This is a genomic window from Caulobacter sp. UNC358MFTsu5.1, assembly GCF_000712075.1.
In the GTDB taxonomy this organism is placed as follows: domain Bacteria; phylum Pseudomonadota; class Alphaproteobacteria; order Caulobacterales; family Caulobacteraceae; genus Caulobacter.
This window is the reverse complement of the sequence record NZ_JONW01000010.1, coordinates 139,658-164,106: the sequence shown is the minus strand read 5'-3', so window position 1 is coordinate 164,106 and position 24,449 is coordinate 139,658. Positions and strand designations below refer to the sequence as shown.

General features: G+C 70.1%; 20 protein-coding genes. 9 read left to right on the top strand and 11 right to left on the bottom strand.

What is annotated here, in order from left to right:
- Window positions 1–3 precede the first annotated feature (3 nt).
- On the top strand, window positions 4–1,647 hold the full coding sequence (locus BR39_RS0120140; RefSeq protein WP_029915525.1) for an amidase: 1,644 nt from the start codon (window positions 4–6) through the stop codon (window positions 1,645–1,647).
- 32 nt (window positions 1,648–1,679) lie between these two features.
- Here BR39_RS0120140 and BR39_RS26605 read toward each other — a convergent pair whose 3' ends face one another.
- The 8 genes from BR39_RS26605 to BR39_RS0120100 all read right to left on the bottom strand — a co-directional run bounded on the left by BR39_RS26605 (window position 1,680) and on the right by BR39_RS0120100 (window position 10,144).
- Complete coding sequence (locus BR39_RS26605) at window positions 1,680–1,841, bottom strand: hypothetical protein (RefSeq protein ID WP_156035845.1); 162 nt, start codon at window positions 1,839–1,841, stop codon at window positions 1,680–1,682.
- Window positions 1,835–2,368, bottom strand: coding sequence for a hypothetical protein (locus BR39_RS0120130; RefSeq protein ID WP_029915523.1), 534 nt, complete (start codon window positions 2,366–2,368; stop codon window positions 1,835–1,837). Before BR39_RS0120130 ends, BR39_RS26605 begins: the two co-directional genes overlap by 7 nt.
- Window positions 2,365–3,786 (bottom strand): hypothetical protein, encoded by a 1,422-nt coding sequence (locus BR39_RS0120125; protein WP_029915521.1) that lies wholly within the window; start codon window positions 3,784–3,786, stop codon window positions 2,365–2,367. Before BR39_RS0120125 ends, BR39_RS0120130 begins: the two co-directional genes overlap by 4 nt.
- On the bottom strand, window positions 3,783–5,294 hold the full coding sequence (locus BR39_RS0120120; protein ID WP_029915519.1) for a tetratricopeptide repeat protein: 1,512 nt from the start codon (window positions 5,292–5,294) through the stop codon (window positions 3,783–3,785). Before BR39_RS0120120 ends, BR39_RS0120125 begins: the two co-directional genes overlap by 4 nt.
- 217 nt (window positions 5,295–5,511) lie before the next feature.
- A complete protein-coding gene (locus tag BR39_RS0120115) occupies window positions 5,512–5,976 on the bottom strand; it encodes a hypothetical protein (protein WP_051695959.1) in 465 nt (154 codons plus the stop codon).
- Window positions 5,977–6,001: 25 nt separating this feature from the next.
- Window positions 6,002–7,711, bottom strand: a complete 1,710-nt coding sequence (locus BR39_RS0120110; RefSeq protein ID WP_029915516.1) for a phospholipase D-like domain-containing protein — start codon at window positions 7,709–7,711, stop codon at window positions 6,002–6,004.
- Between the two features lie 79 nt (window positions 7,712–7,790).
- The gene (locus tag BR39_RS0120105) at window positions 7,791–9,014 is read right to left on the bottom strand and encodes an acyl-CoA dehydrogenase family protein (RefSeq protein ID WP_029915513.1); all 1,224 of its coding nucleotides are present in this window, start codon (window positions 9,012–9,014) and stop codon (window positions 7,791–7,793) included.
- Window positions 9,015–9,028: 14 nt separating this feature from the next.
- Window positions 9,029–10,144 carry an acyl-CoA dehydrogenase family protein gene (locus tag BR39_RS0120100; RefSeq protein ID WP_029915511.1) on the bottom strand — a complete coding sequence of 372 codons (1,116 nt, stop codon included), beginning with the start codon at window positions 10,142–10,144 and terminating at the stop codon, window positions 9,029–9,031.
- Between the two features lie 138 nt (window positions 10,145–10,282).
- Here BR39_RS0120100 and BR39_RS0120095 point away from each other — a divergent pair, with 138 nt between their 5' ends.
- Window positions 10,283–10,852, top strand: a complete 570-nt coding sequence (locus tag BR39_RS0120095) for a hypothetical protein (RefSeq protein ID WP_029915509.1) — start codon at window positions 10,283–10,285, stop codon at window positions 10,850–10,852.
- A gap of 770 nt (window positions 10,853–11,622) precedes the next feature.
- Here BR39_RS0120095 and BR39_RS0120090 read toward each other — a convergent pair.
- Window positions 11,623–12,531: a CPBP family intramembrane glutamic endopeptidase gene (locus BR39_RS0120090; protein ID WP_051695958.1), complete on the bottom strand. Its 909-nt coding sequence runs from the start codon at window positions 12,529–12,531 to the stop codon at window positions 11,623–11,625.
- A 67-nt stretch (window positions 12,532–12,598) separates the two neighbouring features.
- Complete coding sequence (locus BR39_RS0120085) at window positions 12,599–13,126, bottom strand: hypothetical protein (RefSeq protein WP_051695957.1); 528 nt, start codon at window positions 13,124–13,126, stop codon at window positions 12,599–12,601.
- 97 nt (window positions 13,127–13,223) lie between these two features.
- On the opposite strand from BR39_RS0120085, the gene pepN reads away from it, so the two are divergent.
- The 3 genes from pepN (at window position 13,224) to BR39_RS0120070 (ending at window position 18,852) form a co-directional block, all read left to right on the top strand.
- Window positions 13,224–15,815, top strand: coding sequence for an aminopeptidase N (pepN, locus tag BR39_RS0120080; RefSeq protein ID WP_029915496.1), 2,592 nt, complete (start codon window positions 13,224–13,226; stop codon window positions 15,813–15,815).
- 174 nt (window positions 15,816–15,989) lie between these two features.
- Window positions 15,990–18,524 (top strand): PAS domain-containing sensor histidine kinase, encoded by a 2,535-nt coding sequence (locus BR39_RS0120075; protein ID WP_029915494.1) that lies wholly within the window; start codon window positions 15,990–15,992, stop codon window positions 18,522–18,524.
- 7 nt (window positions 18,525–18,531) lie between these two features.
- Entirely contained in the window at window positions 18,532–18,852 is a 321-nt protein-coding gene (locus tag BR39_RS0120070; protein WP_029915492.1) for a low molecular weight protein tyrosine phosphatase family protein, read from the top strand.
- Here BR39_RS0120070 and BR39_RS0120065 read toward each other — a convergent pair.
- The gene (locus BR39_RS0120065; RefSeq protein WP_035018806.1) at window positions 18,849–19,337 is read right to left on the bottom strand and encodes a hypothetical protein; all 489 of its coding nucleotides are present in this window, start codon (window positions 19,335–19,337) and stop codon (window positions 18,849–18,851) included. The two genes, BR39_RS0120070 and BR39_RS0120065, sit on opposite strands and share 4 nt — an antisense overlap.
- Before the next feature lie 166 nt (window positions 19,338–19,503).
- Here BR39_RS0120065 and pelA point away from each other — a divergent pair, with 166 nt between their 5' ends.
- From pelA to BR39_RS0120045, 4 genes are all read left to right on the top strand, one after another.
- Complete coding sequence (pelA, locus tag BR39_RS0120060) at window positions 19,504–20,835, top strand: pectate lyase (protein ID WP_029915489.1); 1,332 nt, start codon at window positions 19,504–19,506, stop codon at window positions 20,833–20,835.
- Window positions 20,836–20,940: 105 nt separating this feature from the next.
- The gene (locus BR39_RS0120055) at window positions 20,941–23,421 is read left to right on the top strand and encodes a TonB-dependent receptor (RefSeq protein WP_029915488.1); all 2,481 of its coding nucleotides are present in this window, start codon (window positions 20,941–20,943) and stop codon (window positions 23,419–23,421) included.
- Window positions 23,422–23,590: 169 nt separating this feature from the next.
- Window positions 23,591–23,932, top strand: a complete 342-nt coding sequence (locus BR39_RS0120050) for a helix-turn-helix transcriptional regulator (RefSeq protein ID WP_029915487.1) — start codon at window positions 23,591–23,593, stop codon at window positions 23,930–23,932.
- 24 nt (window positions 23,933–23,956) lie between these two features.
- Window positions 23,957–24,433 (top strand): SRPBCC family protein, encoded by a 477-nt coding sequence (locus tag BR39_RS0120045; protein WP_029915486.1) that lies wholly within the window; start codon window positions 23,957–23,959, stop codon window positions 24,431–24,433.
- Window positions 24,434–24,449: the final 16 nt, after the last annotated feature.

Sequence of the window (24,449 nt, the reverse complement as noted above, 5' to 3'; positions counted from 1 at the left end):
CGCGTGACTCGGAAGACCTTGCTGATCGGCGGCGCGATGGCCGCGCTCCTGTCCTGCGCGACGCCTTCGCTGGCGGCCCCGGCCCCTCAAAAGTCGAGCGTCATGGACGCCAAGACGCCGGACGAGTTCCTCAAGGCCCTGGCGGGGCCCCGCGACTTCGACATCATGCCGCGTGGCGGCTCCATCACCGAGACGCAGGCCAGCCTGAGCCGCGGCAGGTCCACCGCGAACGACGAGGTCCTGTACCTGCTCTGGGCCTATCACATCCACAACTCCAAGCTCCACGCCGTCATCGCCCTGAATCCGCACGCCCTGGCCGACGCCCGGGCGCTGGACGCCGAGCGCCAGGCCGGCAAGGTCCGGGGGCCGCTGCACGGCGTGTCGATCCTGCTGAAGGACAATATCGAAAGCGCCGACGACACGGCCACCACCGCCGGCTCGCTGGCGCTGAAGGACAATGTCACCAACCGCGACGCCCCGCTGGTCAAGCGACTGACCGACGCCGGCATGGTGATCCTGGGCAAGACCAACCTGTCGGAATGGGCCAACATCCGCTCCAACCACTCGATCAGCGGCTGGAGCGCGGTGGGCGGCACGGTGCGCAATCCGTATGTGCTGGACCGCAGCGCCTGCGGCTCGTCCAGCGGTTCGGGCGCGGCGGTGGCGGCGTACCTGGCCCCGGCGGCGATCGGCACCGAGACCGACGGCTCGATCACCTGCCCCGCCGCGATCAACGGCCTGGTCGGCCTCAAGCCCACCGTCGGCCTCGTCTCGCGCACCCACATCGTGCCGATCAGCCACAGCCAGGACACCGCCGGCCCGATGACCCGCACGGTCACCGACGCGGCCCTGGTGCTGACCGCCATCGCCGGCTCCGACCCCGCCGACCCGGCGACCAAGGAGGCCGACGCCCGCAAGACCGACTACGCCAAGGGGTTGTCGAAGGACGCCCTGAAGGGCGTGACCCTGGCCGTCGCACGCTTCTACACCGGTTATTCGCCGGGCACGGACGCGGTGTTCGAGCAGGCGCTGAAGGACCTCAAGGCCCAGGGCGCGACCCTGGTGGACGTGAAGGATTTCGACGAGGGCCCGATCGGCAAGGCCGAGGGCGTGGTGCTCTACACCGAGCTGAAGGTCGACCTGAACGCCTACCTGGCCTCGACCGACCCGGCCAAGGTCAAGACCCGCACGCTGGAGGACCTGATCGCCTTCAACAAGCAGACGCCCAAGGAGCTGGAATGGTTCGGCCAGGAGAGCTTCGAGAAGGCCCAGGCCACCAAGGGCTATGACGATCCGGAGTACATCAAGGCCGCCGCCGACGCCAAGCGCCTGGCGGGGCCCGAGGGCATCGACAAGATCCTGAAGGACACGGGCGCGATCGCCATCGTCGCCCCGACCACCGGCCCGGCCTGGACCATCGACCCGCTGAACGGCGACCACTACGGCGGCTCGTCCACCACCCTGCCCGCCGTGGCCGGCTATCCGCACCTGACCGTGCCGATGGGCGCCGTCGGCGGCCTGCCGGTGGGCTTGAGCTTCATCGGCCCGGCCTGGAGCGAGGCGCGGCTGCTGAACCTGGGTTACGCCTACGAACAGGCGACGCACCGGCGCAAGGACCCGAAATTCCTGCCGACGGTGGCGCCATAGACGCCCTCTCCCCATGGGAGAGGGTTCAAGGTTCAGACCTTCGGCCGGATCTTGTCGATCGGCGGCGGGGGCGGCGTCACGCGGGAGACGTCGGGCGACGGGACCGGCGGTGTGCGGGGGGGCGGATAGTAGCGATGCCCGCAGCCGCACAGGGCCAGGGCCAGGCCGCCCAGAAGCAGGGTCGTCCTCAGCATCCCGGACGTCCGTCGCCGCGCGGACCCAAGCCCAGGCCGCCGTTCGCGCCGAGGCCCAGCCCTTCGCGGAAGCAGCGGTTGTCGCCGCGCGGGTCCCAATACTGCGTCGAGCCGTCCGGAGCCCGGAACGCCCAGCGTTCGCCGGTCTCGCCGGTGCGGCCGGTGACCTGCATGTCGCCCGGTCCGCTGGAATTGACGCGATAGGCGTCGCCCGACAGGCGGTCGACGGCGCAGGACTCGGTGACGCCGGGCCGGCTGAGGTCGCCGCGCAGGGCGGCCGACGAGCCGGTGTCGCGGTTGAACGCGCTGACCTCGGTCTGCCCCTTGCCGCCGACGAACACCTGGGTGCCGGTGGCGCGATCATAGGTCATGACGTCGGGCGCCTCGCCGGTAAGGGGCGCGCCGCAGGGCATGGGGCGGCTGGCGGGACCGGTCCCGGCCAGGACCCGATCCTGGGCCGAGGCGACGCCGACCAGGCTGGTCGAGGCGACCAGGGCGGCCATCAGGCCGACGGCGAGCTTGCTCATCGCGGGGATCCCCCTTGCTGAGGAGTGGACGGGACATAGGGCTGCGGCGAGCCCGGGCCGACCGGTCCGCCGGCCAGGGCGGGCGCGGCGACGTCGGCCGTGACGATCGCCTGGGGCCAGTAGCCGTCGAAGTCCTGGCGGGCCCGGTCGCGGGGCGTGCGGAACAGCTCCGGCCCCTCGAACCACGGCTGGCAGGTCAGCTTGCCGTCGAAATAGCCGGTGATCAGGGCCTCGCAGCCGCCCGGCTTGGCGTAGACGCGGTTGTCGCGGGCCCGCACCTGGGCGCCGTTGTCGGCGAACAGGCCGGCGCGCATCACCCCGGCGATGGCGTTGTCGGCGGCGTAGACCGTGCCCGAGCCGGCGTAGACGCCCACGTCGGTGGCTTCGAGTTTGCCGTCCAGCACCCGCACGTCGGCGTTCTCGACCACCACCGCCCAGTCGGCGTCGCGGACCACGGGGCGCAGCAGGGTCGTCTCGTCGCCGCCGCCCACATAGATGCCGCGCGAGAAGCCGTCGACATAGAGGCCTTCGATCTGCACCAGCTGCGAGCGGTTCATGCCGGCCAGCACGAAGCCGGCCGAGTTGCGGCTGCGGCTGGAGCCGGTCCAGTCGCCCAGGCGGACGACGCGCATGTCGCGGATGCGGCTGTCGTCGCCGGCCTCGAACGCCGCGCCGATCGCGGTGGCCGCGACCTCGACATTGTCGGCCATGACCGTGCCGGTCGCCTTGACCACCGCCTGGCGGGTGCGGCCGATGAAGGTGGTGTTGGCGACCTCCAGGCGGCTGTCGCTCAGGTCCAGCGCCGAGCCCTCGCCGTCGTAGCGAACGACCACGTCCTTCAGGGCCAGCTCGGTGGCGCGGCCGGTGATGCACGAATTGGAGCCGGCGCGCATGGCGTCGATGCCCACGCCCTCGATCACCACGTAGCCCACGCCCGGCGCGATGCGGATGCAGGGCTGGTCGATCGCCGCGGCCAGGATCGGCCGGCCGCGCGACGGGACATAGCCGTCGACCTCGATGGTCACCGAACGGGTGATGTTCAGCGAGTCCACGCAGGCCCCGCCGCCGCGCGAACGCAGGGTCAGGGTGCCGCCCTCATAGAGCCGCTCCAGCGCGTCGCTGACCTCGCCCGGATAGGCCCGGTCGCAGTCGACGAAGGTGTGATAGCGCCCGCCGCCCCGGCCGTAGCCGCCATCGCCGTACCCGTAGCGCGGCTTGTGCTTGCGGTAGTGCCGGGTTCCGCAGCCCTTGGACAGGTTCGGCTCCAGCAGGAGGCCGAAGCACGGACGGATCTGCTGGTCGATCTTGGCGTCGGGCGATCCCGCGACGGCGGCCTCGGGCGCGACGCCCAGCGCCAGCCCGCCGACCACGGTGGTCCAGGCCGCCAGGGCCGCGACGAACGTGCGGGGGCGGATCATCGATAGTCCCTTTCGGCATAGGGCGGCGGCCGTGACTCGCCGGAGGCGCGCGGCGGCCGCGAGACCTGGGAGAGCAGCTGCTGCAGGCGCCAGACCGACGGCTTGAAGCCGGCCAGGGCGCCGTCCAGCTGGTAGACCACGGCCTTGGCCCGGTCCTGGTCGGCCACGCCCTGCAGGCCCAGCGAGAAGAAGGTCGACATGGCGTACTTGGCCTCGGCCGACCCCTGGCGTTCGGCCTCCTCGTACCAGTGGTAGGCCCGGGCGTAGTCGCGCGGCACGCCCACGCCCTCGGAGTACATGACCGCCAGGACCAGCTGGGCCTTGGACGAGCCGTTGACCGCCGCGTACTGGACGGCCCGCACCTTCTCGATGCCCGACAGGCGGCCGGTGATCGGCCGGCCGATCATGGCCTGGAAGGTCTGGGCGTCGTTGACGCTGAGCATGTGCTCGTCCAGCACCGGCGCCGGGATCACCCGCAGATAGGCCAGGGCCTCGCCGATGTGCACGAACGGCAGCTCGTTCATCCGCGCCAGGGCCGCTTCCTTGGCGTCGCCCGACGGGTCGCTCTCGTCGGAATGCGGCACGCCGCTGTCCGGCGATTCGGGCGGGTAGAACTCGTAGGGCGGGATCCAGCGCTTGGCCTTGGTCTCGACGAAGCCGCCGTACGAAGCCCGCTGCGGCGAAGAGCGCTCGAAGTCCTTGAGCATCACATAGGCCGACACGTCGCCCGTCTGCACGGCCAGGTAATTGTAGAGATAGGCGTCGACGTCGTTGCGGCGGAACAGGTCCAGGGCGGCCGGCGCGCCCATGCGCTTGGCCGAGCCGTAGGCCTCGATGGCCTGCGGGTTGTCGGACGGCTCGCCGAACGGCCCGAAGAAGCCGTCGTGCATGCGGGCCAGGGCTCGGTAGCCGTCGGCCCCCTGGGTGGAAAGTATGTAGATCACGCGGTTGCGGACCTTCTCGCGTTCCTCGGTCGACATCCGCGACAGAAGACGGTCCAGGGCGCCGTAGGCGGCGTGCCGCTCGAAGGCCCGGCAGTCGTCGAATCTGGACAGCGGCCCCTGGTCCTTGCCGCCGCGCCGCTCGTACGCCGCGATGGGCGAATAGCCGCCGGAATTGGCCAGGGCCATGGCGTACCAGACCGCCGCCTCGACCGGATCTTCCAGGTTCTTGTCGACCGCGCGCTGGCCCTCGTAGCGACGGGCCAACTCCAGCTGGGCGAAGAAATCGCCGCGGAATCCGCCCTGGCGAAGCGAGCGGATTTCCTGCTGCTGCTGATTGAACTGGCCGGAAACCCCTTGCGCGGCCTGGGGCCGGGGGCAGGCGCTGGCGCGCTTGTGGAACAGGAAGCTGGGTCCCGTGTCGCATCCGACGAGCGGAATCACGACCGCCGCCACCACCGCCCCGACCGGCAAGCGGCGGATCAGCGTCGCGCGGTTTTCAACCACATAGGCCAGCCCTCGCTTGAGGGCGGCGAGATGAGAAACAGCATTGCTGGTCTCGTGCATCGCTCCCCCCTCAGCACGCCGTTAACCATGATTGACAAATCCACTCATGTGCTTGGCCGTAAGGACTGTCAAGCTCGTGGAACGCCGTTCGCGAGACCGTCATGAAAGTGCCCACAGAAGGATTCCCGCCTCAGGGGAATCCCTAGGTTTTCAGTCATGGTCACGCTTGTTTTTGCGAGACTTTGGGTCAAGTCCGGCCGGCCGATCCGGCAGGCGGTCAAAGCCGCTCGCGGCGGACCCTGGCGATGGCCTTGAGCACCTCGTCGCGATTCTTGGCCGCCTTGGCCCAGGCCGGCAGGCGCGAGACGATCGAGGCGTTGCGGACCCCGCCGTCCGGCGCCGGAGTCTCCTCGTGCAGCGCGCCGGCCAAATAGCGCTCCAGGTAGTCGAGATGGTCCTCGTTCCAGGCGACGAGCGCCCCGTGGCGCGTCTCGGCCCGCAGGCGCGGCGGTCGGCCCATGAACGGATCGGCGACCACGCCCATCGGCGTTTCCGGCTGGTCCCGCGTCAGCCCGCAGTCCTCGCAGACCAGACGGCGGGCGGCGAAATCGACGGGGCGGCCGCCGGGATCGCCGACATGGATCACCGCCCTGCCCGCGCAGGCCGGACAATCGACCAGCAGGCGACGGCCGAAGGCTTCCGGCGGCAAGGCCGCCACGCGCGACCGGGATGTCTGGCTCATGGGCGCTCCGCGAAGAGCGCGCAGACTAGGTGTTCATCCCCAGGAAGGACAGCCGGTCGCGTTGCTCCCGAGTGCCCGGCGTGAAGTACTTCACCGACCAGCTGTCGTCGTCCTTCAGGGCGAAGACCTGGTTGGCCTGCAGCTTCTCGTCCTTGCGCGAGCGGAACCAGTAGTGCTCGAACATCCGCATGAAGTCGGCCACGTAGACGTCGGCCACCGCCGTGTCGCCGCGGAAGACCAGCACGTTGGAATCGTTGGCCACGGTCGAGTTGGTCGAGAAGTTGGCCGACCCCGTGACCAGCACCGGATCCGGACCGAACGGGTCGGCCAGGATGATCTTGGAGTGGATGTGGATGCCGGCGTGGTGGAAGCTCTCGTCGACCATCAGCCGATCGCGGTCCAGCTTGCGCTTCTGGAAGTCGGCCAGCTTCAGGCCCTCGAAGGGCTTGGCCACGGCGGCCATGTTGCCGGGGTCGGCGTTCAGCTTGTCGATATTGCCCTTCTCGCCGTACGACCCCTCCTTGTCGGCCAGCAGGAAGCGCATCGCGCCGTCGGTCGGGGTTCCTAGAACGTTGCGGATCCGCTCGTGCAGGGCGAACGGCGCGCTGACCATCAGCACCTTGGCCGTTCTGCAGATGTCGGCGTAGAGGTCGATCATCGACAGGCCGTTCTGCGGCGAGAACAGCGGCGTCGCCCCGTGGGCCAGGGTGTCGCGCGAGGCCGGGACGGGGGTGATCACGTCGTTCTTGGCCTGGGTCTCGTCGATGCTGAGGTCCTGGGTCAGGACCTGGAAACCGGCTTCGTAGCGTTCGGCCACGGCCGTGTCGTAGATCGCGTGGCCGACGTTCAGCTGGCCGTAGATGCCGCCTTCGGTCCAGTTGGTGCCGCCGGTCCACACCGCGATCGGCTTAAGGGCGCCCGTCGCGTCCTTCTTCAGCAGCACCAGGTACTTGTTGTGCATGATCGCCGAGCCCTTGGTGCGGGCCGTGGTGGCGAAGGTGACGCCCAGGCTGGCGATGGCGTGCTGGTTCTCGGCCTTCGTGTTGCCGCCGGCCCGGGCGTGATAGACGATGTGCACCTCAGCCCCGCGCCCCTGGGCCTGGATCAGCGCCTTGATCGGGGTGGGCTTCTCGAATTCGTAGATGCAGCCGTGCAGGGCGTAGTCGGGCCCGTCGGCCTTGGCGATGAAGGCGACGATCGCCTCCTCCAGCCCGCGCGACAGCCAGGTCAGGGCGTCGGGGATGTCGTCGGGATCGTTGTCGCCGAACCGGTTCACATAGGCCTGGCTGGCCGCGGCGCCGCGGTTGAAGAAGACCGAGGTGGCCTCGTTGCGGCAATCCTCGGTGCGCAGCTCCAAGGCCACGCCGCCGGCGATCACGTCGAAGCCGCCGGGGCGCTCGGCCAGCAGGCCCTGGGCGATGATGTCGGCGGGCGTCCCGTAGCGGGCGATCACCCGGTAGCGGTAGAGGCGGCCCGGCTCGGTGGTGTAGTCGCCCCAGCGGAACTTCTGCAGCGGCGCCCGGGCCGTCGTCACCTGTTCGGCGCGCGGGTCGCTCAGGAACCGCAGGGAATTGGGCAGCCAGCGGCGGTCGCCCGTCTCGACGTCGGTGCGCTCTATGGAGAAGCCCAGGCAGCCGGTCCGCCGTGCGTCGGCCAGATCGAACGCCAGCAGGACGGCGTGGGTCCCCGCGATGATCCTGACCGTCAGACCGTCCTTGGAAGCTCTCGCACGCATCGCCCACCCTTCCCGTGATCTTTCGCGGGAGGATGGACGAGACGCACTTTAAAGGCGAGTCATGTTCGACGAACCCCGGTCACCGCCCGGTCGGCATGTCCTTGAAGGCCACGTCCTTGTCGACCCGCACGTCGCCGGGCAGGCCCAGGACCCGTTCGGCGATGATGTTCTTGAGGATCTCGTCCGTGCCGCCGGCGATCCGCAGGCCCGGGGCCCACATCAGGCTCTGCTGGAACGCCGCCTCCATGGGGGCCAGGGCCGGATCGGTGAGGATCCCGTACTCGCCCTGCGCCTCGACGGCGGTGTTGGCCAGGTCCTGCAGCTGGTTGGCCGAGATGATCTTGCCGATCGAGCTCTCGGGTCCCGGCGTCTGGCCGCGCGACAGGGCGGTCATGGTCCGGAAGCGGGTGAACTTCAGCCCCTGGGAGTTGACGTACCAGTCGGCCAGCTTCTCGCGGAACGCCTGGTCCTTCAGGGCCGGGCCGTTAGCGCCCGACAGGCCGCGGGCCAGCTCCATCACCTGGCGGTAGTCCGGACCGGCCGAGCCGCCGACGGCCAGGCGCTCGTTCATCAGGGTGACCAGGGCCACCTGCCAGCCCTGCCCCACCTCGCCGAGGCGCTGGCTGTCCTTGACCCGCAGGTCGGTGAAATAGACCTCGTTGAACTCGCGGCCGCCAGACATCTGGTGGATCGGCCGGCACTCGACCGCGGCGTCGCGCATGTCGATCCAGAACATGGTCAGGCCCTTGTGCTTGGGCACGTCGGGATCGGTCCGGACCAGCAGGATGCCGTAGTCGCAATAGTGGGCGCCGGTGGTCCAGACCTTCTGGCCGTTGATCACCCAGTCGTCACCGTCCTTCACCGCCCGGGTCCGCAGCGCCGCCACGTCCGATCCGCCGGCCGGCTCCGAGAACAGCTGGCACCAGATCTCCTCGCCCTTCACGGCGGGCGAGACGAAGCGCTTCTTGGTGTCGTCGTTGGCGAAGGCCATGACGGTGGGCACGCACATGCCCAGGCCGATGGTGAAGTAGCCGTACGAGACGCCGGCCTTGGCCTCTTCCTGGCCGAAGATCACCGACTGGATCGGCGTGCCGCCGGCCCCGCCGATGGCCGCGGGCCAGGTGATGCAGGCGTAGCCGGCCGCCGCCTTGCGGGCCTGCCAGGCCTTGCCGGCCGCCATGTGCTCGGGCGTGGTCGGCTTGGGATCGCCGTGCTCGGCGCGATGGGCGGCGGCGTTCTCGGCCAGCCAGGCGCGGGCCTTCTCGCGATAGGCGGCTTCTTCGGGGGAGTCGTTGAAATCCATGATCTTCAGGTCCCTTAAGCCGCGTTCTTCTTCTCGAGTTCGCTCACCAGCCGCTCCTTCCAGAGCTTGGGCGAACCGGCCACCAGGCTCAGCTGCCGCGAGCGGCGGTAGTAGAGGTGGCAGTCGACGTCCCAGGTGAAGCCCATGCCGCCGTGCACCTGGACGCTTTCCTTGCTGGCGAACCAGAAGGCGTCCGAAGCGGCGATGCGGGCGGCGGCGGCGGCCGTCGGCAGCTCCGGCGCGTCGACGTTCAGGGCCCAGGCCCCGTAGTAGGCGTTGGAGCGGGCGACCTCGTTCTTGACGTACATGTCGGCCAGCTTGTGCTTGATCGCCTGGTAGCCGGCGATCGTCCGGCCGAAGGCGTAGCGGCCCAGGGCGTATTCCTTGGCCATCTCCAGGCAGCGGTCGGCCCCGCCCAGCTGTTCGAAGGCCAGCAGCACGGCGGCGCGGTCCAGGATCGCCTGGACCAGCTCGAAGCCCTGCCCCGGCTCGCCCAGCCGGTCGGCGCTGGCGCCCTCGAAGGTCAGGCGGGCCACGCCGCGCGTCGGGTCCAGGCTCTGCAGGGTCTCGACCTTGACGCCGCTGGCCTTCAGGTCGACCAGGAACAGGCCGGGACGCCCGCCCTCGTTGGCCAGCACCAGGGCCATGCCGGCCGCGTCGCCGTCGGTGACCGGGATCTTGACGCCCGACAGCTTGCCGCCCTCGACCCTGGCCTGCAGCGAAGACGGGGTGACCACGCCTGGGCCTTCCGAGGTCGCCAGGCAGCCGATCAGCTCGCCGGCGGCGATGCGCGGCAGGACGGCGGCCTTCTGGGCGTCGCTGCCGTGGGCCATCACGGCCTCGGCCAGGATGTAGACGGTGGAGGCGAAGGGGATCGGCGCCACCGCGCGGCCCAGCTCCTCGGCGATGGCGCACAGCTCCACCCGCCCCAGGCCCAGGCCGTTGTACTCCTCGGGAATGGCCGCCCCCAGCCAGCCCTGCTCGGCCACGGCGGCCCACAGGCCGTCGTCGTAGCTCCTGGCCGGATCGTCGAGCACGCCGCGCACCACGGTCGACGGACAGCGGGCGGCGAGGAACTTGCGCGCCTCGTCCTTGAGGAACTTCTGATCGTCCGAATAGTCGAAATCCACGTGGATTTCCTCCCTTGGACCGCTCTGCCGGCGGCGTCGGGAAGCACGATGAACGATCGTTCGTCCGAGGGAAAGATTGACCTCGCGTCAAGGATTTCAGGTTCTTATGGCGGCCCCGAACTCAGAGAGAACGTGTGCGTGGCCAAGACCGTCTTCCAGCGGAACCAGAAGGTGTGGGTCGAGAGCGTCGGCGCCTGGGCCACGATCGAGAAGATCGTGCCGGTCTGGGCCAAGGGCTTCGACGAACCCGTGCGCGTCACCTACGACGTCGGCCTGGGCCGCGAGTTCCAAGCCAGCGAGCTGAAGCCGGAAGACCGCATCGACGAAGCCGGCGCCGCGGCCACCGCCAACTGGCGCATCCTGCGGGCCCGCAACAAGTGGCAGCAGGAGAGCGACTGCCTGCACCATCCCTATCCCGGCACCTATCCGGTGGTGGTCACCGATCCCAACGACTGGGGCGGCTGGCGCACGCCGGGCGCCGAGTATGATCGCGACCCGCGCAAGATCGAGTTCCAGGCCCGGCTGATCGCCGCCGCGCCGCAACTGCACGCCCTGGCCCGCCAGCTGGTCGAGCTGGCCGCCGACAGCCCCGAGGACGCCCCGCCGGCCCTGGTGGCCCTGGCCCAGCGCGCCTCGGCCATCGAACGGGCGCTCCACGAAGTGCCCGCTGCGGCCGAAGCCGCGCCGGGCGTCGTCGAGGCGGGCTGAAGCCGGGGACATGCCCTCGGGCGTGTCCCCAACAGCCTCCACGGCGCCAGGACTTGGGGACACGCGCGAGCGCATGTCCCCGGCCGGGAACCCGGCGGGTGATGGGAAGGGTGCGAAGCGCCCGGGCCTCGCCCGGAAAAGCTTTGATGTTGTTACCGTTTCGACGAAGTGCAGGCGCTTCGCGCGACCGTTATCCGAAAGCCCGCGACGTTGAGCCCTGGTAGGGCCTCGCCGCCTTGAAGCCTCCGACGGGCGGGGCCGGAGCAACGCCTCCAGTCCCGGACCGCGAGCGCGTCACCGCCCGCCTGCCGCCAAGTCGGCCCCCATCCAACGCCGTTTATTTTCGAGGCCCGGCCGGCACCAGATGGACAGGGTTGTCCTCCGAAGAGAACACCGACAGAGCTTCCCGCTCGATCGCCCCCGAAAGCCGCATCGGTCGCCGTACGTGCGCCCTCCCCCGCCTTCAGGTCACATCAAGATACGGGCGCCTGGAAGGGTGAGGATAAGTTCGGTCGAAAAAGTTCAAGACCTTGAAAACGCTGAACTTCATTCGCTATCAGCCGAGGATAGATGGCCCTTCCCTCCCTTTTGTGGGGAGGGTGGCCCTGGCGGAGCCAGGGTCGGGTGGGGTTTGCTGACTCAGCGAAAAGCCCCGGCCGACACCCTGCACCGATCCCCCACCCGACCCGCTACGCGGGCCACCCTCCCCGCAAGGGGGAGGGACGGGGTTCTTGGTGAGGACACGCCCAAGGGCATGTCCCCGGGCGGCTCTAGGCCGCGTCGGGCGCCGGCTTGAAGTTGCCCCGCTTCCACGCCCAGTACAGCACCGCCACCGCCACGGCGGTGCCCACCACCATGGCCGGGACCGAGGCCTCCGGCCCGAAGGGACCGCCGCTCAGCCAGTCGGGCGCGCCCGCCTTGGGCTGGCTGAGATAGAGGCTCTGCTTGACCGGCAGGCCCGACACCCGCGCGCCGAAGATCCAGCCCTGGGTGAAGTTCCAGGCCCCGTGCACGCCGATGGAGATCCACAGCCGGCCGGTCAGCAGGTAGAACGAGGCCAGCATCAGGCCCGCCTCCACCGCGATGGCGACGGCCGCGATCGGGCTGGCGTTGGGGTTGCCCAGGTGCGCCAGGCCGAAGAACGCCGCCGAGACCGCCAGGGCGGGCCACGCCCCGAAGGCGCGCATCAGCAGCCGCAGCAGGATCGCCCGGAACATCAGCTCCTCGAAGCTGCCCGAGGAGACGGCGACGCCGATCATCTCCCAAGGCGACGCCGCGCGCGGTCCGGTGATCTCGTAGAGGCCGGAGAACACCAGCGCCCCGACCACCACGACCATCATCGCCACGCCCAGCCCGACGCCGACCAGCAGTTCCCAGGCGGCCTGCTTCAGCGCCAGTTCGCCGGGCCAGCGCGCCTCCGCCCCCTTGGTCAGGAGCGCGTAGAGGCCCAGGGCGGCGATGCTGACCACGGCCGTGAGCAGGGCGCCCGGCGCCGGGGCCATGAAGGCCCGGTCGGGCGAGGTGAGGAAGGCCAGGAGGCCGTAGATGAAGCCGAACAGGACGAACAGCGCCGCCCCCCAGCCCAGCGACCGCAGCCAGCGCAGCGGCCCGGGATGCAGGACGCGACGCGAGCCGATCTCCAGCCCGGCGACCGACGGCGAAACTTCTGTATGCGACATGAAACGGCTCCCCGGAACGAGCCCGAAGCCTTGGCGGGTTCGCGTCCGGGTTCAAGTGAAGAACTGTTCAGGCTTGGCCGTCCGTCGCCGCCGCCTCCGCCGCCGGGGGCCAGTCACGGCCCGAACCCGGCCGGCGCAGGCGTCCGTGGGTGGTGAACTCGACCACCGGCCGCACGACGCCCAGGTCGACCTCGCCGCCCGTCGGCGTCAGTCGCCAGCAGCGCCGCCCCACCCAGATCAGCACCTCCAGCCCGTCGGCCGCCCCCGCGGCGGCCCAGCCGCGCAGGGTGGCCTCGAACGGCGCGCGCCGCCAGGCGGTCGGCTGGCTGGGATCGAGCTCGACATTGACGGTCCGCCCGCCCTGCCCCGCGTGCAGCACGAAGCCGCTGCGGTCGGGCCGCCAGGCTTCGTCCAGCCGCTCGTCCAGCAGCCAGTCGCAGGCGAAGTCGGCGCAGCCCCGGGGCCGGACCTCGTAGATCCCGCAGCCCTTGTCGCGCTTGTAGTAGCGGCACCAGACGTGCGGCGCCTTCTCCAGCTCGCGCACGCCGATCAGCTTGCAGCACTGACCGCACGCGCCGCATTCCCGCACGCTCATGGACCATCCCCGGATCGATGGCGGCACACGCGGACAAATCGACGATCGGGTCAAGTGCGCCCTCGCCCCGCCCCACGTCCTTGCCTACATTGGCCGCATGCGCACAGACACGCCCCAGCCCGTCCGCCTGTCGGACTACCGCCCGTTCCCGTTCACGATCGAGACCACCGCCCTGGAGTTCCGGCTGGAGCCCAGCGCGACGCGGGTCAAGGCGACGCTGGCGATCAAACGTAGCGGCGCGGCGGGCGAGCCGCTGTTCCTGAACGGCGAGCGGCTGAAGCTGATCTCGGCGGCCATCGACGGCCAGGCGCTCAGCGCCAACCAATACCGCCTCGACGGCGAAGGCCTGACGATCCACCAGGTCCCGGACAGCTTCGTCCTGACCACCGAGGTCGAGATCGATCCGTCGGCCAACAAGGCGCTGATGGGCCTGTACATGTCCGGCGGCCGGTTCTGCACCCAGTGCGAGGCCGAGGGCTTCCGGACCATCACCTTCTTCCCCGACCGCCCGGACGTGCTGAGCCGCTTCACGGCGCGGATCGAGGCCGACAAGGCCTTCGCCCACCTGCTGAGCAACGGCAACCTGCTGGAGTCGGGCGAACTCCCCGGCGGCCGCCACTTCGCCGTCTGGAACGACCCCTTCCCCAAGCCGGCCTATCTGTTCGCCCTGGTGGCCGGCGAGCTGGACGTGCTGGAGGACAGCTTCGTCACCATGAGCGGCCGCACTGTGGCCCTGAAGGTGTTCGTCGATCCCGGCCAGGCCCCGCGCGCCGCCTACGCCCTGGACGCCCTGAAGCGTTCGATGAAATGGGACGAGGAGGCGTTCGGCCGCGAATACGACCTGGACCTGTTCATGATCGTCGCCGTGCGCGACTTCAACTTCGGGGCCATGGAGAACAAGGGGCTGAACATCTTCAACAGCAGCCTGCTGCTGGCCCAGCCCGAGACCGCCACCGACATGGACTACGAGCGCATCGAAAGCGTCGTGGCCCACGAGTACTTCCACAACTGGACCGGCAACCGCATCACCTGCCGCGACTGGTTCCAGCTGTGCCTGAAGGAGGGCCTGACGGTCTTCCGCGACCAGAGCTTCAGCGCGGACATGCGCGGCGAGGCCGTCCAACGGATCAAGGACGTCAAGGCCCTGCGCGCCCGCCAGTTCGCCGAGGACGCCGGCCCCCTGGCCCACCCGGTGCGCCCCAACAGCTATCTGAAGATCGACAACTTCTACACGGCCACGATCTACGAGAAGGGCTCCGAGCTCATCCGTATGCTGAAGACGATCCTGGGCGCGGCGACCTTCCGCAAGAGCCTGGACCTCTATTTCGAGCGCCACGACGGCGAGGCGACCACGGTCGAGGCCTTCATCGCCTGCTTCGCCGACGCCTCGGGCCGCGACATGAGCGACTTCTTCGCCTGGTACGAACAGGCCGGGACCCCGGCGGTGTCGCTGACCCACGCCTATGACGCGGCCGCCAAGGCGCTGGAGATCACCCTCGCCCAGTCCACCGCCCCGACCAACGGCCAGCCGACCAAGCGTCCCCTGCCCGTGCCGGTGACCATCGGCCTGCTGGACGGCGACGGCGCGGTGCTGCGCGACAGCGAGGTGGTGCTGCTGGACGCGGCGTCCAAGACCGTGCGCTGGGAGGGCGTGGACCGCGCCCCGGTGGTCTCGGCCCTGCGCGGCTTCTCGGCCCCGGTGAACCTGACCGCCGACACCCGCGCCGTCGACCGCTACGTCCAGTTCGCCGCCGATCCCGACCTGTTCAACCGCTGGGAAGCCGGCCAGACCCTGGCCCGCGAGCTGATCCTGGGCCGCGCCGCCGGAACGCCGGATGAGGTCGGCGAGGAGCGCTACGCCGACGCCCTGGGCAAGGCCCTGGTCGACGACGCCTCGGACCCGGCGTTCAAGGCCCTGCTGCTGGCCCTGCCCACCGAGGGCGACCTCAGCCTGGCGGTCGAGCCCGTCGATCCGGCCGCGATCCACGCGGCGCGCGACCACCTCAAGACCGTCATCGCCGTCCACCTGGGCGACCTGCTGCGGCGGCTGCACGGCGACCTGCAGAGCGGCGGCGAGTTCTCGCCCGACGCCCGGGCGGCCGGCAAGCGCGCCCTGCGCAACGCCTGCTGCGACCTGCTGGCGGCCGACCCGCACGCGGTCAATGTCGAGCGCGTGGTCGGCCACTTCGATAGCGCGGCCAACATGACCGACGCCATGGGCGGGCTGTCGGCCCTGGTGACGATCGGCGGCGCGCCCGCCGAGAAGGCCCTGGCCGCCTTCCACGCCCAGTGGCGGCACGAGCCGCTGGTGCTGGACAAGTGGTTCGCCGCCCAGGCCCGCGATCCGGGCGACGGCGCGATCGGCCGCATCCTGGCCCTGACCGCCCATCCCGACTTCGATGCCGGCAACCCCAACCGCCTGCGGGCCCTGGTCCAGGGCTTCGCCAGCGGCAACCCCGCCCGTTTCCACGACGGGAGCGGGGACGGCTATCGCTTCCTGGCCGACCAGATCCTGGCGGTGGACGGCTTCAACCCGATGACGGCGGCCCGGCTGGTCGAGCCGCTGGGGGCCTGGCGGCGCTACGTCCCCGCTCTGGGCGCCCTGATGCGCGAGCAGCTGGAGCGCATCCGGGGACACGAAGGCCTGTCGAAGAACGTGCTGGAGCTGGTCTCCCGCGCCCTGGACTGAGGCCTTCGCGTCCCGCTGCGGCGAGCCTGGGGCGATTCTCCGGCGGACCGGTTGCGACTAAAGGGCTCATGCCTTGTCAAAACCACGGTTCGGCGGTGACGCGCCCCTTCCGCCTGCGGTAGATTCACCATGTCGGCGAAGTGACTCGCCGGAGGCTTTCTGGAGCATTGGGCGTTGGAGCGTGGCGGGGCGAGAACCGGGAGGCTGGCGGGGGCCGGTCTTTCGGCGGCGGGCGCGGCCCGCTCCCGCGCCGCGCGGTCGCCGTCCCAGGCCTATGTGCGCCTGGCCATCCTGGCCGCCCTGCTGCTGCTGGCGGTCTACACCGCCTTCGGCGTCAACCGGCTGAAGGACGAGGCCAACGCCCCGCCCGGCGGCGCGACCCTGGCCGTCCAGGCCAAGCTGGTGGCCGCCGCCGCCGAGACCAACCTCGCCGCCCAGCGCGCCGGCCTGTCGGCCGCCGCCGACCTGCTGCAGCGCGACCCCAACAACCCGATCGAGGCGGCCGAGACCGCCCTGCGCGCCGCCGGCGGCGAGGCCATGGCCGTGGCCGTGGTCGGTCCGGCCGACGTCCTGGCGGTCGCGGGCCGCGACGCCTCGGCGGACTGGAAGACCGTGGCCCGCACGGCTGGCGGCTCGGGCCGCAGCCTGTGGATCGGCGGCGGCGCGGCCGGCCGCCTCTATGTCGCCGTGGCCACGCCGGTCGCCGGCGGGCGCGGCTTCGTCATCGCCTCCAGCGACCCCACCCGCCTGATCGCCGAACCCGCCAAGGGCGCGGCCGCCGCCCTGATGCTGTCCGACGGCCGCATCCTGGCCGGGGGCGGCCGTCCGATCCAGGGCGCGAGCACCCTGCGCGAGGCCTTCTCGCTGTCGATCGACGACGTCGGCGACGGCGCGGCGGCCCTGCGCGGCCAGGCGGTCGACGGCCAGGCCCTGGACGTCGCCATCCAGCCCCTGGCCCAGGGCGACCTGCTGGCCGCCGCCGCCGCCAAGCCGCGCACCGTGGCCAATATCGACCGCCAGGTCATGGAGGGGGCCTTCTCGCTGCTGGCCCCGCTGGCCGTCGGCATCGCCCTGGCCCTGATGCTGATGCTGCAGAGCCGCCGGGTCGAGACCGCCCAGCAGGAGTTCGTCGACAGCGAGCAGCGCTTCCGCCTGGCCGTCGAGGCCGCCCGCTGCGGCATCTGGGAGTGGGAGCTGAGCGGCGACCAGGTGTTCATGTCCGACGTGACCGGCGCGATGTTCGGCTGGGGCGGCGGCGGGGTGGTGCCGGGGCAGGAGCTGCTGGACCGCGTCTCGGTCGACCACCGCGACAAGGTCCGCCAGGCCCTGGCCAACGCCGCCACCTACGGCGCGTTCGACGTGTCGTTCCGCGTGCCCTCGCGCGACGGCGGCCGCGCCATCTGGATCGACGCCCGCGGCCAGGGCTTCGGCAAGCCCGGCGAGGACGGCTATTCGCGAATCATCGGCGTGGCGCTGGACGTCACCGAGGAGCGCCTGGCCCAGGCCCGCGCCCAGGCCGCCGAGAACCGCCTGCGCGACGCCATCGAGAGCGTGTCGGAGGCCTTCGTGCTCTGGGACCGCCAGGGCCGGCTGCTGATGTGCAACCGCAACTACCGCAACGTCTTCAACCTGGAGCCCAAGCTGCTGAAGCCGGGCGCGCCGCGCCACGAGGTCAACCGCTTCGCGGCCCTGGCCATCAAGCACGACCAGCCCGCCCCCGACGGGGCCAAGGGCGTGCGCGAGGCCGAGCTGAACGACGGCCGCTGGATCCAGATCAGCGAGCGCCGCACGGCCGAGGGCGGCCTGGTGATGACCGCCGCCGACATCACGGCCATCAAGAACCAGGAAGAGGCCCGCCGCCTCAACGAGGAGCAGCTGCAGTACGCCGTCACCGGCCTGGAGCGCAGCCAGGAGCAGTTGGCCGAGCTGGCGCGCAAGTACGAGATGGAGAAGGTCAAGGCCGAGGGCGCCAACAAGGCCAAGAGCGAGTTCCTGGCCAACATGTCCCACGAGCTGCGCACGCCGCTGAACGCCATCAACGGCTTCTCCGAGATCATGATGAACGAGATGTTCGGCCCGCTGGGCGACCAGCGCTACAAGGGCTACAGCCTCGACATCCACAATTCCGGCCAGCACCTGCTGGCCCTGATCAACGACATCCTGGACATGTCGAAGATCGAGGCCGGCAAGATGAACCTGAAGTTCGAGCCGCTGAACCTCGAGGACGTCACCGAGGACGCCGTGCGCCTGGTGCGCAACCGCGCCGAGTCCGCCGGCCTGAAGCTGGAGATCGACTTCCCGCCCCTGCCCGAGGTCGAGGCCGACTACCGCGCGGTCAAGCAGGTGCTGCTGAACCTGCTGTCCAACGCCATCAAGTTCACGCCCCGCGCCGGCCGCGTCACGGTCCGCGCCGAGGTGCGCCGCGACCCGCTGGGCGAGCGCGTGAAGGTCTCGGTCACCGACACCGGAATCGGCATCGCGCCGGAGGACCTGGCCCGCCTGGCCAAGCCCTTCGAGCAGGTCGAGAGCCAGCACTCCAAGACCACCCAGGGCACCGGCCTGGGCCTGGCCCTGACCAAGTCGCTGGTCGAGATGCACGACGGCGCGCTGGAAATGACCTCCACCCCCGGCGAAGGCACCACGGTCAGCTTCGTCCTGCCGATCAACCAGAGCGGCCTGTCGTCCCTGCGCGACTTCGCGGCGGCCTGACCCCCGCGTGAAGAAGGTCCTGTTCGTCTGCAGCCAGAACAAGCTGCGCAGCCCCACGGCCGAGCAGGTGTTCGCGACCTGGCCGGGCGTCGAGGCCAGCTCGGCGGGCACCAATCACGACGCCGAGGAGCCCCTGACCGGCGAACTCGTCGAATGGGCCGACATCATCTTCGTGATGGAGCGGGCTCATCGCAACAAGCTGTCCAAGCGCTTCAAGCGGCACATCAAGGGCCGGGTGATCTGCCTGAACATCCCCGACGACTATGAGTTCATGGACCCGGCGCTGGTGGCCCTGCTGAAGGCGCGGGTCGCCCCGCATCTTCCCTAGGTCCGCCGCCAGGCCAGCATGTGCGGATAGGGCCGCTCGCCCGTCGCCTTGGCGCGGTGGGGTTCGCGGGTCAGGCCCCACATGGCCAGCATCGGCACGCCGACATAGCCGCCCTCCGCGAAGTTCTCGATCAGCGCCTTGGCCCCGCCGCGATAGCCGCCGGCGTGGAACAGGACGTCCGGGGACAGGCCGATCTCCAGCGCCGCGGCGTAGGACCAGGCGATGGCCGCCATCTCCTCGCCGGGATCATCGGAGACCCCGTCGTCCGGCCGGGCCGGATCGCCGACGGCGACATGGCCGGCCTCGTGCAGCAGGTCGCCGGGCCAGGCCAGGCGCGCGGGATCGACCCGCAGCCGCCCGGCCGCCACGACGACGCCGGGCAGGAAGGTCTCGCCGTCCAGCGACGCCACCTCCACCGGGACGCCGATCCAGCGCAGGAACGCGACGATGCGGCCGACCAGCGGATCGGCGAAATCGTCGGCCATGATCTCCGCCGCCCCTGGCGTCGCCATCGCGTCCCTCCCGTGCGGTCCGGATCAAAGCCGCTCCGCCCCGGCCCGTAAACCCAGCCCGAAAAATGGGGTGCGCTCGAAAGGCTTTGGGCGGACGTTTCGCGGACGGCCGACGCGGCCGAAACGTCGGATACCGCCCATGACCTTCCGCCCCCTCCCCGCCGCCCTTCCCCTGAGCGTAATGACCCTGAGCGCCGTGCTGCTGTGCGGCGCCGCTCAGGCCGCCGTCGTGGGGACCAACACTCCGGCCCAGGCTATCAGCGCCGCGCGCATCGAGGCCCTGCCCGCCAAGGATCGCGACGCCTGGAGGGCCTATCTGGCCCGCTCGGACCAGCAGGAGCGCGCCGACCGCGCCGCCCTGGCCGCCGAGCTTAAGCCTGGCCAGCCGACGCCCCCGCCGCCAGAGGAGGGCCCCGGCGGCCCCAGGGCCATGCCGCTGGACCGCGACGCGGCCTGGTACGCCACGCCCGAGGCCCGCCACGTGGCCGACGTCATCGTCAGCTTCCAGACCCCGGCCGGCGGCTGGAGCAAGAACCAGCCGCGCACCGGCGCCCCGCGCCAGCCGGGCCAGCCCTACGCCCCCGACAACGTCTCCAAGTACCTGGCCGCCGGCGACTTCGACACGCCGCGCGACCCGCACTGGAACTATGTCGGCACGCTGGACAACGACGCGACGATCACCGAGCTGCGCTTCCTGGCCCGGGTGGCCGGCCAGGCGCCCGGCAAGGAGGGCGACGCCTGGCGCGCCAGCTTCCTGCGCGGCGCGCGCTACCTGCTGGCCGCCCAGTTTCCGAACGGCGGCTGGCCCCAGGTCTGGCCGCTGGAGGGCGGCTATCACGACGCCATCACCTATAACGACAACGCCGTCACCGAGGCCGCCTCGCTGCTGACCGACGTGTCCAAGGGCCAGGGCGACTACGCCTTCGCGCCGGCAGACCTGCGCAAGCATGCGGGCGCCGCCGCCGAGCGCGCGGTGGCCTGCGTCCTGGCCACCCAGGTGGCGGTCGACGGCAAGCGCACGATCTGGGCCCAGCAGCACGACGCCCTGACCCTGAAGCCCGTCGCCGGCCGCAACTTCGAGCCGGCCGAGCTGTCGACCGAGGAGAGCGCCGACCTGCTGGTCTATCTGATGAGCCTGCCCGATCCCTCGCCGACCCTGGTGAAGGCCGTCCATGCCGGCGCCGACTACCTGGCCGCCCACGCCCTGCACGACCAGGCCTGGACCGGCGGCAAGGACACCGAGGGCGGCCGCCGCCTGACGCCCAAGCCGGGCGCCGGTCCGCTGTGGGCCCGCTACTACGCCGCCGCCACCGGCCAGCCGGTCTTCGGCGACCGCGACAAGACCATCCACGACGACGTCAACGAGCTGACGCTCGAGCGGCGAAATGGCTACGCCTGGTTCAACACCAGCCCAAAAAAGGCGCTGGACGCTTACGCCGTCTGGAAAAAGGCCCATCCGCCGGCCGGTTGAGGCGGCGTCACAAACCCTTCGCTCAACCCTCGCGGAAGCGTCGCAGGCTTGCCCTAACACCCCGGACCTCACCGCCCGTCGGGGGCGGAGTCCGAGGGGTCTTCCATGTCTGTGAAACCGCACCGCCTAGCGCTGCTGGCGGCCTGTGCCTTCAGCGTCCTGACGATCGCCGCCCCGGCCCTGGCCGCGCCGGCCGACACGGCCGCCTCGCCCGTCGCCGCCCCCGCCGATCCCGCCGCCGCCCCCACGGACGCCGACGACGCGGCGGTCGAGGGCCTGGTGGTCACCATGACCAAGACCACCCGCTCGGCCGTGACGCTGGGCGCGACCGAGATGCAGAAGATCCTGCCGGGCATCAACCCGCTGGGCGCCATCCAGACCCTGCCGGGCGTCTCGTACCAGACCGCCGATCCGTGGGGGAACAACGAGCAGAACACCTCGCTGTTCGTGCACGGCTTCAGCATCCAGCAGTTGGGCTTCACCCTGGACGGCGTGCCGCTGGGCGACCAGCAGTACGGCAACTACAACGGCCTTTCGCCCCAGCGCGCCGTGATCAGCGAGAACGTCAGCCGCGTGATCCTGTCCTCGGGCGCCGGCGACCTGGGCGTGGCCTCGACCAGCAACCTGGGCGGCGCGATCGAGACCTTCACCCGCGACCCGCTGGCCGAGCGCGGCGGCCAATACAACCAGACCCTGGGCAGCTACGCGGCCAACCGCATGTACCTGCGCCTGGAGACCGGCGACCTGGGCGGCGGCAATTCGGCCTACGTCTCGTTCCTGCACCAGGACCAGCGCGCCTGGGACTTCCAGGCCCACCAGCGCGGCAACCAGTTCAACGGCAAGTTCGTGCACGACGGCGAGCGCGGCAAGCTGACCGTCTTCGCCGACTACTCCAAGAAGGTCGAGCCGAACGAGGACTCGATCGTCCATCCCAACGTCGGCACCAACCTCCACACGGCCAGCGACCAGTCGACGCCCTACACCCGGCCGTTCCTCTATCCGGACTATGAGGGGGCCCTGGCCTATCTCTCGAACGCGGGCGCGCCCCCGGCCTCGGCGGGCAACAACTTCCGCAACTACCACAGCGCCGCCCAGCGCATGGATGCGCTGGCCTACGTCAAGTACGACTACAAGATCGCCGACAACGTCACCTGGTCGAACCAGGTCTATTTCCACCACGACGAGGGCCGCGGCGTGGTCGCCGGTCCGATCAACCAGGCCGGCCTGCCCGCCCTGTTCGCGGTCTACTATCCCAACCAGGACCTGAAGACGGTGTTCGGCGGCACCGGCTACGCCGTGCGCACCACCGAATACCTGATCAATCGCGGCGGCTTCATCTCGAACGCCGACTGGACCCTGGGCGACCACCAGATCCAGGCCGGCGTCTGGTACGAGCACAACAAGTCGTCGACCCAGCGCGCCTGGTACCCCTTCGCCGCGTCCTCGACCGACCTGACGCCGTACGACATCCCGACCAACAAGAACTTCACCCAGTACGCCAGCCAGATCGACAACGACGTCGTCCAGCTGCACGTGCAGGACCAATGGCGGATCCGCCCCGACCTGCTGCTGCAGTACGGCGTGAAGTCCAGCCTGCAGTTCGCCGAAGGCACGGTGCCGATCCAGCAGAAGAACGCCCCGGGCAACACCAACCCGACCCTGCTGCCCAGCGGCGAGATCGACACCAAGGAATGGTTCCTGCCGCAGGTGGGCGCGATCTGGGACGCCACCGAAAACGAGCAGGTGTTCTTCAACATCCAGAAGAACCTGCGCCAGTTCGTGACCTACGGCGCGGGCGGCCTGTCGCCCTGGAGCCTGGGCAGCCAGGCGGCGTTCGACCTGTTCAAGCAGACCGCCAAGCCCGAGACCGCCTGGACCTACGAACTGGGCCTGCGCACCCATCACGAGCTGTCGAGCGGCCCGATCACCGGCTTCCAGGCCCAGGCCAGCGTCTACCACGTCGACTTCTCCAACCGCCTGCTGCAGACCAGCGCCACGCCGGTGATCTCGTCGCTGGTGGCCGGGGCGGCGATCCTGTCGAACGTGGGCAGCGTCAAGACCGACGGCGTCGACATCGCCGCCACCTTCAACTTCGGCTCGCACTTCTCGTTCTACGACGCGGTGTCCTACAACCGTTCGAAGTACCAGGACGACTACGCCACGCGCAGCTACGTCAACACGGCCGGCCAGACGGTGACCAATCCGGACCCGACCAAGCCGGTCATGGTGCCCACGGCCGGCAAGTCGGTGCCCAATTCGCCCGAGTGGCTGAACAAGTTCGTGGCTAGCGCCCACTTCGGATCGTTCGACGCCCAGCTGGTCGGCGACTATGTCGGCAAGCGCTTCGCGACCTATACGAACGACCTCAGCGTCGACAGCTACTTCCTGCTGGGCCTGCAGGCCTCCTACACCTTCCAGACCCCGGCGGGCTCGGTGTTCAAGAGCCCGAAGATCAGCCTGAACGTGACCAACCTGGCCGACGAGAAGGGCGACCTGGAGGTCGTCGTCGGCCAGCCGACCAACACCTACAACACCTATCCGATCCCGCCCCGGCAGGTCTTCGTGACCCTGTCGACGGCGTTCTAGGGCTGAGCGACCCGCCACGGGTTTCCTCCCCTTCCCGTCGGCGGGCTACGCTCGCGTCGAACGCCCCGGACCCCGCGTCCGGGGCGTTTTTCGTTCGGCGCGCGGGCATACTTAGGCGATCGACAAAGTATTTCTTGACGACGACGGCGACGTGGAAATACTTAGGCTCATGACTAACCAACAGCCATCGCTCGACCTGATGTTCCAGGCCCTGGCCGATCCCAGCCGGCGCAGCATCGTCGAGCGGCTGTGCGCCGGCCCGGCCTCGGTCAGCGAGCTGGCCCAGCCCCTGGCCATGTCCCTGCCCTCCGTCATGCAGCACCTGCAGCTGCTGGAGGGCAGCGGCCTGATCCGTTCGGAGAAGGTGGGGCGGGTGCGGACCTGCCGCCTGGAGCCGGAAGCGCTGAGCGCGGCGGAAACCTGGATCAACCAGCGCCGCATGCTGATGAACCGTCGCCTGGACGCCCTGGGGGAGTACCTCCGCGCCACGGCGCACGAAGACGACGCCTGAACCCCGCCTCGAGAGGAAATGACCATGACCGAACGCTCCGTCGTCCACGCCACCTTCGTCATCGACCGGGTCTATGAGGCCACCCCCGCGCGGGTGTTCCGGGCCTTCTCCAATTCGGAGATCCGCCATCGCTGGTTCGTGCGGTCCGAGAACTGGCCGAGGGCCGAGTACAGCTACGACTTCCGCGTCGGCGGCCAGGAGCGGGGCGACTTCAGCCCCGACGGCAAGATGAACATCATCAACGAGACCACCTATTGGGACATCGTCCCCGACGCCCGGATCATCTTCGCCTACGCCATGTACATCGACGGCAATCGCATCTCGGTGTCGGTGGCGACCGTGGAGATCAAGCCCGACCCCAAGGGCGCCAAGCTGACCTACACCGAACAGGGCGCGTTCCTGGACGGCTACGACTTCCCCGCCCAGCGCGAGCAGGGCTGCCGCGAGCTGTACGACCTGCACCTGGCCAAGGAACTGGCGCGCGAGGACGCGGCGGCCTAGTCGCCCTCCTCGCCCT

Excerpts from the sequence above, each read along its gene's own strand:
- BR39_RS26605 (WP_156035845.1), bottom strand. The coding sequence starts at position 1,841 with ATGCTGAGGACGACCCTGCTTCTGGGCGGCCTGGCCCTGGCCCTGTGC.
- BR39_RS0120130 (WP_029915523.1), bottom strand. The coding sequence starts at position 2,368 with ATGAGCAAGCTCGCCGTCGGCCTGATGGCCGCCCTGGTCGCCTCGACC.
- BR39_RS0120125 (WP_029915521.1), bottom strand. The coding sequence starts at position 3,786 with ATGATCCGCCCCCGCACGTTCGTCGCGGCCCTGGCGGCCTGGACCACC.
- BR39_RS0120120 (WP_029915519.1), bottom strand. The coding sequence starts at position 5,294 with ATGCACGAGACCAGCAATGCTGTTTCTCATCTCGCCGCCCTCAAGCGA.
- BR39_RS0120115 (WP_051695959.1), bottom strand. The coding sequence starts at position 5,976 with ATGAGCCAGACATCCCGGTCGCGCGTGGCGGCCTTGCCGCCGGAAGCC.
- BR39_RS0120110 (WP_029915516.1), bottom strand. The coding sequence starts at position 7,711 with ATGCGTGCGAGAGCTTCCAAGGACGGTCTGACGGTCAGGATCATCGCG.
- BR39_RS0120105 (WP_029915513.1), bottom strand. The coding sequence starts at position 9,014 with ATGGATTTCAACGACTCCCCCGAAGAAGCCGCCTATCGCGAGAAGGCC.
- BR39_RS0120090 (WP_051695958.1), bottom strand. The coding sequence starts at position 12,531 with ATGTCGCATACAGAAGTTTCGCCGTCGGTCGCCGGGCTGGAGATCGGC.
- BR39_RS0120085 (WP_051695957.1), bottom strand. The coding sequence starts at position 13,126 with ATGAGCGTGCGGGAATGCGGCGCGTGCGGTCAGTGCTGCAAGCTGATC.
- pepN (WP_029915496.1), top strand. The coding sequence starts at position 13,224 with ATGCGCACAGACACGCCCCAGCCCGTCCGCCTGTCGGACTACCGCCCG.
- BR39_RS0120065 (WP_035018806.1), bottom strand. The coding sequence starts at position 19,337 with ATGGCCGACGATTTCGCCGATCCGCTGGTCGGCCGCATCGTCGCGTTC.
- pelA (WP_029915489.1), top strand. The coding sequence starts at position 19,504 with ATGACCTTCCGCCCCCTCCCCGCCGCCCTTCCCCTGAGCGTAATGACC.
- BR39_RS0120055 (WP_029915488.1), top strand. The coding sequence starts at position 20,941 with ATGTCTGTGAAACCGCACCGCCTAGCGCTGCTGGCGGCCTGTGCCTTC.
- BR39_RS0120050 (WP_029915487.1), top strand. The coding sequence starts at position 23,591 with ATGACTAACCAACAGCCATCGCTCGACCTGATGTTCCAGGCCCTGGCC.
- BR39_RS0120045 (WP_029915486.1), top strand. The coding sequence starts at position 23,957 with ATGACCGAACGCTCCGTCGTCCACGCCACCTTCGTCATCGACCGGGTC.